The following is a 13,966-nucleotide window of genomic DNA, read 5'->3' on the forward strand; positions in this document are numbered from 1 at the left end:
CTAGTTTCCTAGTTTGCTCTTTGATTTTCATTGAGTATAAATAAATACTCCAAAGCCTGCAAAAATCTGAAACTTCCTCCTACAATTTGATATAATAGAGAGAAGAACTCGATTGAAGGAGGAAATGATGTCGGTTTTAGTAAAAGAAGTGATTGAAAAGCTTAGACTAGACATTGTCTATGGCGAACCAGAATTGCTTGAAAAGGAAATCAATACAGCAGATATTACGCGACCTGGTCTTGAAATGACAGGTTATTTTGACTACTACACGCCAGAGCGGATTCAACTTTTGGGGATGAAGGAGTGGTCTTATCTGATCAGCATGCCTTCCAACAGCCGTTATGAAGTTTTGAAAAAAATGTTTCTACCTGAGACACCAGCGGTCATTGTTGCCCGTGGTTTGGTGGTTCCAGAGGAGATGTTAAAAGCAGCCAGAGAATGTAAGATTGCTATTTTAACCAGCCGTACAGCGACAAGTCGTTTATCTGGAGAGTTATCTAGCTATCTGGATTCTCGTTTGGCAGAACGTACCAGTGTTCATGGGGTTTTGATGGATATCTATGGGATGGGCGTCTTGATTCAGGGAGATAGTGGAATTGGTAAGAGTGAGACAGGTCTGGAACTTGTCAAACGTGGTCACCGCTTGGTAGCTGATGACCGGGTCGATATCTTTGCCAAGGATGAGATTACTCTTTGGGGTGAACCGGCTGAAATCTTGAGACACCTGATTGAAATTCGTGGGGTTGGGATTATCGATGTCATGAGCCTCTACGGTGCCAGTGCCGTCAAGGATTCTTCACAGGTTCAACTTGCTGTCTATTTGGAAAACTATGATACACATAAGACTTTTGATCGTCTTGGAAACAATGCAGAGGAAATAGAAATTTCTGGCGTAGCCATTCCTCGTATCCGCATTCCAGTTAAAACAGGTCGTAATATTTCTGTCGTGATTGAGGCAGCTGCCATGAATTATCGTGCCAAGGAAATGGGCTTTGATGCGACCCGTTTGTTCGAAGAACGACTGACAAGTCTCATCGCTCGAAATGAGGTGCCTAATGCTTGATCCAATTGCTATTCAACTAGGCCCTCTAGCCATTCGTTGGTATGCCTTGTGTATTGTTACAGGTTTGATTCTTGCGGTTTATTTGACCATGAAAGAAGCGCCTAGAAAGAAGATCATACCAGACGATATTTTAGATTTTATCTTGATAGCCTTTCCCTTGGCTATTTTAGGAGCTCGTCTCTACTATGTCATTTTCCGTTTTGATTATTATAGTCAGAATTTGGGAGAGATTTTTGCCATTTGGAATGGTGGTTTGGCCATTTACGGTGGTTTGATAACTGGGGCACTTGTACTCTATATCTTTGCTGATCGTAAACTCATTAACACTTGGGATTTTCTAGATATTGCGGCGCCTAGCGTCATGATTGCCCAAAGTTTGGGTCGCTGGGGCAATTTCTTTAACCAAGAAGCTTATGGTGCAGCAGTGGATAATTTGGATTATCTACCTGTCTTTATTCGTGACCAGATGTATATTGAGGGGAGCTACCGTCAGCCGACCTTTCTTTATGAGTCCCTATGGAATCTACTTGGATTTGCCTTGATTCTGATTTTTAGACGAAAATGGAAAAGTCTCAGACGAGGTCATATCACGGCCTTTTACTTGATTTGGTATGGTTTCGGTCGTATGGTCATCGAAGGCATGCGAACAGATAGTCTCATGTTCTTTGGCCTTCGAGTGTCTCAATGGCTATCAGTTGTCCTTATCGGACTGGGTATTTTTATCATTCTATATCAAAATCGAAAGAAGGCCCCTTACTATGTTACAGAGGAGGAAAACTAAATGTTAGAAGTTGCATATATTTTTGTTGCCCTTGCTTTGATTGTATTTTTAGTGTATCTAATCATTACTGTACAAAAGCTTGGCCGTGTTATCGATGAAACAGAGAAGACGATTAAAACCTTGACTTCAGATGTGGATGTGACCTTGCATCATACCAATGAATTGCTGTCTAAGATCAATGTCTTGGCAGATGATATTAATGTCAAGGTGGCAACGATTGATCCACTCTTTAGTGCTGTTGCAGATTTATCTCTATCTGTTTCAGACCTCAATGACCATGCGCGTGTCTTGAGCAAGAAAGCTTCATCAGCTGGTTCAAAAACACTCAAGACTGGGGCAAGTTTATCAGCTCTTCGTCTTGCAAGTAAATTTTTAAAAAAATAAAAAAGGAGAATCCTTATGGGTAAATTATCCTCAATCCTTTTAGGAACCGTTTCAGGTGCAGCTCTTGCCTTGTTTTTAACAAGCGACAAGGGCAAACAAGTTTGCAGTCAGGCTCAAGATTTTCTGGATGATTTGAGAGAAAATCCAGAGTATGCCAAGGAGCAGGTCTGTGAAAAACTGACAGAAGTCAAGGAGCAGGCTACAGATTTTGTTCTTAAAACCAAAGAACAGGTTGAGTCGGGTGAAATCACTGTGGACAGCGTCCTTGCTCAAGCCAAATCATGTGCTCGTCAAGCGACAGAAGTATCAAAATATCGATTCAATAATCTCAAAGAGCAATGGCAAGAAAAGGCCGAAATTCTTGATGAATCAGAAGAGATTGTGATTGATATCAAAGAAGAAAAAATCTAGATTTGATGAGACTGGGCAAAAACTCAATTCTAGGAGAAAATGAAGTAGATCTTCCCATAATCAAACGCATAGTATCAAGGTTTTTCAAGGCCTGATATTATGCGTTTTTTGATTTTCATTGAGTATTATGGTATAATGGCAGTGTTGAAAGTGAAATATTTACATTTTTTATATTTTACTGATATTTTATTAATATTAAGCAATTCATTTTTTTATGATTAGAAATCAATGTGGTAGTTTATAATCAAGCAGAGGAAAAGTTCTAAAATTTTAGTCAAGAAAGGGTTTAGTATTTTGTCAAGGGAAAATAGTAGAACTCTCTATTTTGTAAAAAATAGCTAGAAAGAAAGTTGGTAAAATGAAAGATATTTTTAATAAACATCAATGTTTTTCGATTCGAAAGTTTTCTGTTGGAGTGGCTTCTGTATTAATAGGCATTGCTTTGTTTACACCATCCCAGGGAGTACTTGCTTCTACGGAAAATTCTCCATCTTCTGTGGATAAAAGAGAAGAAGTTCAACCTATACTAGATAATCAAAATAATCCTTCTTCTGAGTTAGATACCAGAGATGTTCCAATAGGATCTACAAGGACTACAGAACCCGTCAGATCTGGGAATAAGGAAAATAATAGCTTGACCACAAGGGATTTCGTGGCGGGTGAAGACAGATCAAGCACTCCAGCGGTGAGAGCAGCATCAAATCCTTCCGAGGTTAAAAAGTATGAATTAACTGATGAGTATGCTAAGCAAATAAAAGCAGGAGTAATCGGTTCAGAAGGTAATAAGCTTGATAGTTTATTGTTAAACGGCTCTAAGTTAAGTCCAGAAGCCTATACAGATGATGATTACTTGAAGGATAAAGAAGAACTTTATATTTATGAAAAAGGTGGGAAAAAATATGTAGGTTATAATAGTCATCCCTTATTAGAAGATACTGATGGTGATGGTATTATTGACAGTAAAGAAAAGCCAGATGAAAAATTAAAATGGAATGTAAGTGAGCGCGATATGATTATGTTCATGGAATTATCCTACCGTGATGATAATTATATTGATAGAGTGCTGGATCATAAGAGACCCTTAACAGAGTCAGAGTTATATAAAAAGAATGGTGACAGTAAACCACGTTATGAGTATATGATGATGAATAAGGAATTGGGGCCTTATTGGGAAAGGAAGAAAAGTTACCATACCTCCAGTGGACTAGATGCTGTCTTGTATGAAACGAAGAGTGATTTCTTATATTTACCAAATGGAACTGCACAAGTATTAGCCTTTCGTGGAACAAGTGATGCGAAAGATATAGGAGCTGATATAACACTTGGATTAGGAAGCAATCCTCAACAAGGGATAGATGCAGAAAATATTATGCATGAACTAGCTAAAGATAAGAGTATTACTAATCTTTATTTGACAGGTCATTCTTTAGGAGGATATTTAGTACAACGGGCAATGGTTGAAGCTTATCAGTTGGCATATTCTGACAGCAGAGTCATGTCTCCTAAAGAACAGTTGGCTTATAGAAACGTTTATAATAATGTATTAAAAAAAGGCACAACCTTTAATGCTCCAAAAGTTGTGACCAATTTGCTTTCCAGTCGTGAATTTTGGCAAAAAGGTTTAGATAGCAAAAAAATAGCCAAGTCTGGTAAAATGACTCATTATATTGTTGATAATGATTTGGCGATAAGAAAAGGCGTCAGCAATGATAGTGATGTTGTTATAAATGTTGGACGAACCAGTGGAGGTCACAGTTCACGTTCTTATTTTGAAGCTGATATGATTAATAGACGATCAGAGTTTATATCTGGGAAACGAATTTCCTTAGATGGGACAGGTTATCAAGATAAAAACATTGCAACAGTTAAATCTGTAGAAAAAGTTGGAGAAACTGTTGTATATAGTAAACGCGGAGATGACATCATTAAGTCAATAACTGTGAGTATGAAAGATCTCGATACAGGACAGATTACTAACAATACAATTGATGAAGTGTTTAAGAAAGATGGAGCCAAATCTACAGTTGTCGTTACCCAACTTGAGCCAAGTGTACGTTATGAAAAAGATGCCACAAGAGCTAAAGGTGAAGCTAATGTAACAACAGCTGGTACTTCAGGTACTAGTACAGTAACAACAACTTATAGTGTAGATCCTAACACTGGAGATCTGATTGAACATGTAGGACAACCAGTAGTTAAGCAACCGGCAATAGAAACAGTTGTCAAAGTCGCAGCCAAGGATGAAGTAGAATACATTAAAAAAGGAGACGACGTTGTTAAGAAGACAACAAGCTACACAGTAAACTCAAAAACTGGCAGCCTTACTTCGACTAAGAAGGAAGAAGTAGTCAATAAAGGTGGCGCGAAGGATATAGTTGAGTATAATTCAGTTGAACCCAAAACAGTTTATTTAAAAGATGAAAACAGTCCAAAAGGTACTGATACCGTTCAATTTCTAGGGAAATCAGGAAAATCTAAAGTCATCACAACCTATAGCGTAAATCCAGTAAATGGAGCCCTAACTCCAACAAAAGGGGGATCAGAAGTCGTAACTCTACCAATAGCTAGAGTTGTAAAAGTAGGAGCTAAGGATAGAGTAGACGTAGAAACAATCCCATCTCCAGTAAAATACGAAAAAGATGCTAGTCGAGAAAAAGGCCAAGCCAATATTACTGTCCCAGGAAAAGACGGAAGTAAGACAACCACCACGACTTACACAGTAAATCCAGACAATGGGGAAGTTACTCCAAATGAAGGAAATCCAGTAATAGTAAATCCAACAGAAACAATCGTTAAAGTCGCGGCTAAGGATCAAGTAGTAGAAACGCCAATTGAGCCCACAGTGGTTTATGAAAGAGATGACACTCGTGACTTTGGTACACCAGACAAGCCTAGAAAAGGAGCAAAAGGAAAATCTGTAACGACTACAAGGTATGACGTTAATCCAAATAATGGAACAGTCACAGAACAGGTTGGTAAGCCAGTGGTCACCCCGGCTGGTAAAACAATAGTTAAGGTTGGAGCTAAAACTAAGGTTGAGAGTAGCAAGGATGACCAAGGTCGTGAAGTTATCAACACTACAACTTATGAAGTTGATCCAAAAACAGGTAAGGTAACTTCTACAACAGTAACTACTTACGGGACAAGGAAAGAACTAACGATTGAGAAGATGGTAGTACCATCTCCAGTAGTTTACGAAAAAGATGATACGAAAGAAAAAGGTACAGTCCCAACTACTGTTAAAGGTGAAGATGGTGAAGACGCTATCACAACAACTTACACTGTGGACACTAATACTGGAAAGATTACAGCAAGTGAAGGTAAACCAGTTCGTACGAAAGAACCAACGAATACAGTCGTCAAAGTCGCAGCGAAGGACAAAGTAGAAAAAACAGAAATCTCATCACCTAAGAAATATGTGAAAGATGATACACGCGACAAAAATCAACCAAATGTGGAAGAAGCAGGCCAAGCAGGTTCAAGTACTATCACAACAACATATAGTGTTGATTCTACTACAGGCGCTATTACAGAAACAGTAGGAAAACCAGTAGTAGTAAATCCAACAGCAACAATAGTCAAAGTCGCAGCCAAGGACAAAATAGTAGAAACACCAATTGAACCTGAAGTTGAATATGTTAGAGATGGTGAACGAGAAGTTGACACACCTAATGAACGTATTGAAGGAGCTAAAGGTAAAACAGTTACTACAACCACTTACGATGTAGATTCAAAGGACGGTCATATCACAGAACACGTTGGCACCCCAGTCGTCACCCCAGCAGGTAAGACAATCGTTAAAGTAGGAGCTAAAACTAAGGTTGAACAATCTAAAGATTCTGAAGGTCGTGATGTGATTGAGACCACTACCTATGAAGTTAATCCAAAAACAGGTAAGATAACTCCAACAACCGTGCTAACTTATGGGAAAACGAAAGAACCAACGAATACAGTCGTCAAAGTCGCAGCCAAGGACAAAGTAGTAGAAACCCCGATTGAACCTGAAGTTGAATATGTTAGAGATGGTGAACGAGAAGTTGACACACCTAATGAACGCGTTGAAGGAGCAAAAGGTAAGACAGTTACAACAACCACTTACGATGTAGATTCAACTGACGGTCATATCACAGAACACATTGCTAATAATATAACAACACCAGCTAAGGTAACACCAGGTAAAGTCACTCCAGCAACTCCAGTCACACCTGCTACTAATGGAAATTCTGGTCAAGATACACCTGCACCTGCATCAACAACTCCAATTCCAGATGCAGTTACTCCGAATGCAAATCATGAAGATACTACAGATGCTAGTGATAATGGAACTAAGTCAAATGATTCTCAAAATGTATTACCAAATACAGGAACAGAATCAAATGCGACTCTTGCATCTCTAGAACTTCTTGGTCTGCTAGGCGGTCTCGGACTTGCTCTTGGAAAGAAAAAAGAAGACTAAAAATTTAGTCAAATGAACATTCATTCTTTTGTATTGTAAAGACAAACTAGATTGGTTCTGGGAATCGTGTTCGTCATAAAATAAAAAGAATGTTTAGATAAAGAAAGCGAACAATGCTAGGATTTTGTTAAAGGGAATTCTAAGTATTGTTCGCTTTTGTGGTATAATAAGTACTATGCAGAAAAAACCAACGTCAGCCTATGTGCACATCCCATTTTGTACCCAGATTTGTTATTATTGTGATTTTTCAAAAGTTTTTATTAAGAATCAGCCAGTCGACAGTTATTTAGAGCATCTGTTAGAAGAGTTTCGTTCTTATGATATTCAAAAGTTGCGGACCCTCTACATTGGTGGTGGGACACCAACAGCCTTGTCAGCTCCGCAACTGGAGGTGTTATTGAAGGGCTTGACTAAAAACTTGGACTTGTCTGCCTTGGAAGAGTTGACCATTGAAGCCAATCCAGGCGACTTGGACGCGGATAAGATTGCTGTTTTGAAAAACTCGGCTGTCAATCGTGTTTCGCTAGGCGTGCAGACCTTTGACGACAAGATGCTGAAAAAGATTGGGCGCAGTCATTTGGAGAAGGATATTTATGAAAATATCGACCGCCTGAAATTGGCTGGTTTTGACAACATCTCCATTGATTTGATTTATGCGCTGCCTGGTCAGACCATGGAGCAGGTCCAGGAAAATGTGGCTAAGGTCATTGGACTGGATATTCCCCACATGAGTTTGTATAGCTTGATTTTGGAAAATCATACGGTCTTTATGAACCGTATGCGACGAGGGAAATTGCCTCTGCCTAAGGAGGAACTGGAAGCGGAGATGTTTGAGTACATCATCACTGAGCTTGAGCGAGCAGGCTTTGAGCATTATGAGATTTCTAATTTCTCCAAACCTGGTTTTGAAAGTCGCCACAATCTTATGTACTGGGACAATGCTGAATACTATGGCATCGGTGCTGGAGCATCTGGTTATGTCAATGGTATTCGATATAAAAATCATGGTCCCATTCGCCATTATCTTAATGCGGTTGAGGAAGGCAATGCTCGTATCACAGAGGAGTACCTGAGTCAAAAAGAGCAAATGGAAGAAGAAATGTTCCTGGGACTCCGCAAGAAATCAGGAGTCTCCATGGCGCGATTTGAGGAAAAATTTGGACGGTCTTTTGATGGACTTTATGGAGAAATTGTCAGAGACTTGGTTCAACAGGGTCTCATGCAAATAGACGGTGACCGAGTTCGCATGACAAAAAGAGGTCTCTTCTTAGGAGACACCGTAGCAGAACGATTTATTTTGGAGTAGGATGATGGGCTTAACTTATCAAATGAACATGAAAATTCCTTTTGATATGGCTGATATGAACGGTCATATCAAGCTTCCAGATGTGATTTTGCTTTCCCTACAAGTTTCAGGGATGCAGTCGATTGAACTGGGAGTTAGTGATAAGACTATTTTGGAAGAGCATAATCTGGTCTGGATTATCACAGAATACGATATTGAGGTGGTTCGTTTGCCTCGTTTTGCGGAAGAAATTACTATTGAAACGGAAGCCTTGAGCTACAATCGGCTCTTTTGCTACCGTCGCTTTACCATTTATGATGAAGCAGGACAGGATCTTATTCACATGATGGCGACCTTTGTTCTCATGGACCGAGACAGTCGAAAAGTCCATGCTGTCGAGCCTGAGATTGTTGCTCCTTACCAGTCTGATTTTGATAAAAAACTTATCCGTGGGCCAAAGTATGAGCCTTTGGAAGAGCCAGTCAGCAAGGATTACCATGTCCGTTTTTACGATTTGGATATGAATGGACATGTCAATAACAGTAAATACTTGGACTGGATTTTTGAGGTCATGGGAGCGGACTTTTTGACCCAATATATTCCCAAGAAAATCAATCTCAAGTATGTCAAGGAAGTTCGACCAGGTGGGGTGATCACATCGTCTGTTGAACGGACTGGACTGGAAAGCAAGCATGAGATCACAAGCGATGGGGCTACCAATGCCCAAGCTATCATCACTTGGCAAGAAATAAAAAAGGATTAGGGAGAAATAGATGAAATATAAAGGCTATTTAATTGATTTAGACGGAACCATTTATAAAGGCAAAGACAGAATCCCAGCAGGAGAGGCTTTTGTCCATGAATTGCAAAAGCGAGACATCCCCTATCTCTTTGTAACCAACAATACAACCCGCACCCCAGAGAGTGTTCAGGAGATGTTGGCTCAGAATTTTAATATCGATACTCCCCTGTCGACTGTATACACAGCGACTTTGGCAACGATCGACTATATGAATGACTTGGGGCTTGAAAAGACCGTCTATGTTATCGGAGAATCAGGGCTCAAGGAAGCCATCAAGGCGGCTGGTTATGTGGAAGACAAGGAAAATCCTGCCTATGTGGTAGTAGGTCTGGACTGGCAAGTTGACTATGAAAAATTTGCCACAGCAACTCTAGCTATCCAAAAGGGAGCTCACTTTATCGGAACCAACCCTGACCTCAACATTCCGACAGAACGAGGACTTTTGCCAGGTGCTGGTTCACTGATTACCCTGCTTGAAGTAGCAACACGAGTGAAGCCTGTTTATATCGGAAAACCAAATGCTATCATTATGGACAAGGCGGTTGAGCATTTAGGTTTGGAACGTGAAGAATTAATCATGGTTGGGGACAATTATTTGACTGATATTCGAGCAGGGATTGACAATGGCATTCCAACGCTCTTGGTGACGACAGGTTTTACCAAGGCAGAAGAAGTGGCAGACCTGCCAATCGCACCGACTCATGTGGTTTCTAGCCTTGCGGAGTGGAATTTTGATGAAAACTAAACTGACCTTTTGGAGCTCTATGCTCTTTCTCCTCTCCCTCTCAATCCTTTTGACCATTTATTTGGCTTGGATTTTTTATCCGCTGGAAATCAAGTGGCTAAACTTAACGGATCGAGTCTATCTAAAACCAGAAACCATTCAATACAATTTTCATATCTTGATGAATTATCTGACTAATCCTTTTAGTCAGGTCCTAGAGATGCCAGATTTTCGTTCGTCAGCAGCTGGTCTGCACCATTTCGCAGTGGTCAAGAATCTCTTTCATTTGGTTCAGCTAGTAGCTCTAGTGACACTACCAAGTTTCTATGTCTTTGTCAAAGGGATTGTGAAAAAGGGCTTCTTGTCTCTATTTAGTAAAGTGCTTTTGGCTCTAGTGGTTTTGCCCTTACTGATTGGGCTTGGGGGAGTTTTGATTGGTTTTGACCAATTCTTTACTCTGTTCCATCAAATTCTCTTTGTGGGAGATGATACCTGGCTTTTTGATCCAGCCAAGGATCCTGTTATACTGATTTTGCCAGAGACCTTCTTCCTTCATGCCTTCCTTCTCTTTTTTGCCCTCTATGAAAGCTTCTTTGGCTATCTTTATCTGAAAAGTCGGAGAAAGTGAACCGAAAGCTGTTTTTAATTTGTATATATAAAAATGTATACAAATTAAAGCTATCCTTAAGAGTGAATTAAGCAAATCTAATTGTGTCAATCGTTCGCGAACAGTCTATTTTTCTTGAAAAAATAGGCTTTTTTTCTAAAAATCCCTAGTCAAGCGCTTTATTTTTTTGTATAATAGAAGTAGCAAAGTATAGATAAGAAGAGAAAAGCATGATTACACTATTTCTATCACCGAGCTGTACATCATGTCGTAAGGCTAAGGCCTGGTTAGAAAAACATAAGGTTCCCTTTGTGGAACACAATATTATGACCAGTCCTTTAACAAGAAAAGAATTGCAACACATCCTTTCCTTGACCGAAAATGGTACTGATGACATCATTTCAACTCGTTCAAAAATTTTTCAAAAATTGAATATTGATGTAGAGAGTATTTCGGTATCGGAATTGCTTCATTTGATTGAGCAGTATCCTAGTCTTTTGCGTCGCCCAATTATTATCGATGCCAAGCGCATGCAAATCGGTTTTAATGAAGATGAGATTCGTGCTTTTCTCCCTCGTAGTTATCGTAAGCAAGAACTAAAAGAAGCAAGAATGAGAGCTGGTATTAGTTAATGAACAAACAGTATAGTTACCCACTAGATTTGTCGTGGAGCACTGAAGAACTTGCTTCAGTGCTTTCTTTTTTTAATGATGTTGAAGCTGCCTATGAAGGCAAGGTAGAGGCTAAAAAGTTACTGGACTCCTATAAGGGATTCAAGGCGGTCGTGCCAAGCAAGAGCGAAGAGAAACGTTTGGGGCGAGAATTTGAAACAGTGAGTGGTTATTCGCTTTACCGAGCAGTTCAGGCTGCCAAGGAAAAAGGGGAAGGAAAGATTTCTCTTGGAAAGTAAGTTTGAATTTGCTAAAGAGCTAATTAAGAAAGCAGGCCAGTACATCCTTGACCACATGCAAGAAGACTTGCGCGTTGAGACCAAGTCCTCTCCAACAGACTTGGTGACCAGACTGGACAAGGAAGTTCAGGAACTCTTGGTTGGTGAAATTCTATCCCGTTATCCTGAGGATAAGATTTGTGCTGAAGAGGGTTGTTTGCGAGCTTCAGTTCAAGAGGGCAAGGTTTGGATCATTGATCCCATTGATGGTACCAATAACTTTGTAGCCCAGCAGGAAGATTTTGCTGTTATGATGGCTTATTTTGAAAATGGTCAGGGACAGTTTGGACTGATTTATGATGTGGTCAAAGGGGATTGTTACCACGGTGGTGGGGAATTTCCAGTTTGTCTAAATGATAGGCTCCTAGCTCCCTTTAAAGCCAAACCACTTGGAGATTTTCTCATTGCGGGAAATAGTGGCATGCTGGAAACCAACGAATGGGGCTTGGCTGATTTGAGTCGAGCAGTACTTGGTGTTCGTGTTTATGGGAGTGCGGCCATTAGTTTTTCCAAGATTTTGTCAGGGCGTTTGTTGACCTATGTCACCTATCTGCAACCATGGGATTATGCTGCGGCTAGTATTTTAGGGGAAAGTCTGGGCTATCAGGTTGTGACCCTATCTGGTCAACCTCTTGATTTTCAAACCAGACAACCGGTCATGATGCTACCTCTTGAGATGCAGGAGGAAATTCAGTCCTATATTTACGAAAGGAAAAGAACTTAAATGCAATTTCCAGAAGGATTTGTTGAAAAATATAAAGAGATACTAGGAGATGAGGCAAGAGATTTTCTTGCCTCTTTTGAGGAGGAAGCGGTTTCGGCCTTTCGGGTCAATCCCTTAAAAGAAGAGCAACTTTCCTTTTCTGATGCCATTACTCAAACCCCTTGGGGCCACTATGGGAAGGTTTCAGGGAAATCGCCTGAGCATGCTACAGGTTTAGTTTATTCGCAAGAACCTGCTGCTCAAATGGTGGCTCAAGTAGCTCAACCCAGTCCTGGTATGAAGGTCTTGGACTTGGCTGCTGCACCGGGGGGCAAATCAACTCAACTGGCAGCCTATCTAGCAGGGGAGGGTTTCCTTGTTTCCAATGAAATTTCAAGCAAACGGGCTAAGATTTTAGTAGAAAACATGGAGCGCTTTGGAGCGACAAATGTCGTGGTGACCAATGAATCTGCCGACCGCTTGGCCAAGGTCTTTAAAGGCTATTTTGACCTTATTGTCCTGGATGCCCCTTGCTCTGGTGAAGGGATGTTTCGTAAGCAACCAGATGCTATGGACTATTGGAGCTTAGATTATCCGAGTCAATGCGCTAGCTTGCAAAGAGAAATTCTGGAAGATGCAGTGACCATGCTTGCAGAAGGTGGCCGTTTGGTTTATTCAACCTGTACCTGGGCCCCCGAGGAAAACGAAGAGATTGTTAATTGGCTACTGGAAGAGTATGATTTTGACTTGCTGCCAGTTGAACATATCAATGGAATGGTAGCTGGTATTGACCTGCCAGAAACGGCTCGGATGTACCCTCATCAGTTTAAGGGAGAGGGGCAGTTTGTAGCCCATTTGCAATTTAAAGGTGACAATCCAGCACCAAAATGTAAGGCAAGTAAGAGCAATCTCAGTCGTGAACAAGTTGTCTTGTGGCAGGAATTTGCCCAAAAACATTTGAAGGTCAATCTACCCGGTATCTTGCAGACTTTTGGAGACCAGCTTTATCTCTTGCCAGAACTCTTGCCAGATTTAGGAAAACTCAAGATTGCTCGCAATGGCCTGCATCTGGGTACCTTTAAGAAGAAACGCTTTGAGCCTAGTTTTGCTCTTGGTCTAGCCTTGAAACCGAGTCAGGTCAAGCAGTCAGTTGAAATTGACCAAGAAGCGTTTGTAAAGTATGTCGCTGGAGAAACCGTTCAGCTTGCAGAAAGTCTGCCAAATGGTTGGTACCAAGTTTTGGTTAAAGGCAATGGCTTGGGCTTTGCAAAGGTTACTGGAAATGTTTTGAAAAATTATTTTCCAAAAGGCCTCAGATTCAAGTGAAAATGCTAGTCAAATATCTTATTCTATGTTATAGTGAAAGTATGGATTTTTTTAGTAGGATGATTCTTGATATCTTGATTGCCATCACATGTAGTTTTACTACTCAATGAAAATCAAAGAGCAAACTAGGAAGCTAGCCATAGATAGCTCAAAATACTGTTTTGAGGTTGCAAATAGGACTGACGGAGTCAGTTACAAAGCATTGCTTTAAAGTTGTAGATAGGACTGACCAAATAGGTACATACCTATAACAAGGCAAGGCTGACCTGGTTTGAAGAGATTTTCAAAGAGTACAAGAAGTTTAGTTATTAGCGTTCTTACCGCTTGTAAACTAGATTTCCCATAAAATAGAATCTTTTCCTTTTAGTTGTAAACTAGTCTGGGAGAGTAGAGAGGTTTGAGATACCTTTCTAGCTTTTGGATTATCATCTAAGGAGAGTAACCTTTTCCTTGCATTAAAAAGGGGAAAAAGAGA

General features: G+C 40.3%; 12 protein-coding genes and 1 pseudogene. All 13 read left to right on the forward strand.

Going from position 1 to position 13,966, the window contains the following annotated elements; genetic code table 11:
- Positions 1-127: 127 nt before the first annotated feature.
- Entirely contained in the window at positions 128-1,063 is a 936-nt protein-coding gene (gene hprK / locus HT715_RS02880; RefSeq protein WP_000115147.1) for an HPr(Ser) kinase/phosphatase, read from the forward strand.
- Positions 1,056-1,844, forward strand: a complete 789-nt coding sequence (gene lgt, locus HT715_RS02885; protein ID WP_000886657.1) for a prolipoprotein diacylglyceryl transferase — start codon at positions 1,056-1,058, stop codon at positions 1,842-1,844. The genes hprK and lgt overlap by 8 nt, the downstream gene beginning before the upstream one ends.
- A pseudogene (locus tag HT715_RS02890) lies at positions 1,845-2,271 on the forward strand (DUF948 domain-containing protein).
- Entirely contained in the window at positions 2,244-2,639 is a 396-nt protein-coding gene (locus tag HT715_RS02895; protein WP_000517395.1) for a YtxH domain-containing protein, read from the forward strand. Before HT715_RS02890 ends, HT715_RS02895 begins: the two are co-directional and overlap by 28 nt.
- A 358-nt stretch (positions 2,640-2,997) precedes the next feature.
- Positions 2,998-7,095 (forward strand): G5 domain-containing protein, encoded by a 4,098-nt coding sequence (locus HT715_RS02900; protein ID WP_138707303.1) that lies wholly within the window; start codon positions 2,998-3,000, stop codon positions 7,093-7,095.
- 175 nt (positions 7,096-7,270) lie between these two features.
- Positions 7,271-8,401, forward strand: coding sequence for a radical SAM family heme chaperone HemW (hemW, locus tag HT715_RS02905; protein ID WP_138707304.1), 1,131 nt, complete (start codon positions 7,271-7,273; stop codon positions 8,399-8,401).
- Positions 8,402-8,405: 4 nt separating this feature from the next.
- Positions 8,406-9,143, forward strand: a complete 738-nt coding sequence (locus HT715_RS02910; RefSeq protein WP_138706389.1) for an acyl-[acyl-carrier-protein] thioesterase — start codon at positions 8,406-8,408, stop codon at positions 9,141-9,143.
- Between the two features lie 10 nt (positions 9,144-9,153).
- On the forward strand, positions 9,154-9,927 hold the full coding sequence (locus HT715_RS02915) for a TIGR01457 family HAD-type hydrolase (RefSeq protein WP_000875447.1): 774 nt from the start codon (positions 9,154-9,156) through the stop codon (positions 9,925-9,927).
- The gene (locus HT715_RS02920) at positions 9,917-10,534 is read left to right on the forward strand and encodes a TIGR01906 family membrane protein (RefSeq protein WP_023932785.1); all 618 of its coding nucleotides are present in this window, start codon (positions 9,917-9,919) and stop codon (positions 10,532-10,534) included. The genes HT715_RS02915 and HT715_RS02920 overlap by 11 nt, the downstream gene beginning before the upstream one ends.
- A gap of 209 nt (positions 10,535-10,743) precedes the next feature.
- Positions 10,744-11,145: a Spx/MgsR family RNA polymerase-binding regulatory protein gene (locus HT715_RS02925; RefSeq protein ID WP_000631259.1), complete on the forward strand. Its 402-nt coding sequence runs from the start codon at positions 10,744-10,746 to the stop codon at positions 11,143-11,145.
- Positions 11,145-11,423 (forward strand): UPF0223 family protein, encoded by a 279-nt coding sequence (locus HT715_RS02930; protein WP_001041974.1) that lies wholly within the window; start codon positions 11,145-11,147, stop codon positions 11,421-11,423. The genes HT715_RS02925 and HT715_RS02930 overlap by 1 nt, the downstream gene beginning before the upstream one ends.
- Positions 11,413-12,186, forward strand: coding sequence for an inositol monophosphatase family protein (locus HT715_RS02935; RefSeq protein WP_138707305.1), 774 nt, complete (start codon positions 11,413-11,415; stop codon positions 12,184-12,186). The genes HT715_RS02930 and HT715_RS02935 overlap by 11 nt, the downstream gene beginning before the upstream one ends.
- A complete protein-coding gene (locus HT715_RS02940) occupies positions 12,187-13,491 on the forward strand; it encodes an RsmF rRNA methyltransferase first C-terminal domain-containing protein (protein WP_138706391.1) in 1,305 nt (434 codons plus the stop codon).
- Positions 13,492-13,966 lie beyond the last annotated feature (475 nt).

Origin of the sequence: Streptococcus sp. 4155 (assembly GCF_013276695.1) — a bacterium.
Lineage (GTDB): Bacteria > Bacillota > Bacilli > Lactobacillales > Streptococcaceae > Streptococcus > Streptococcus pseudopneumoniae.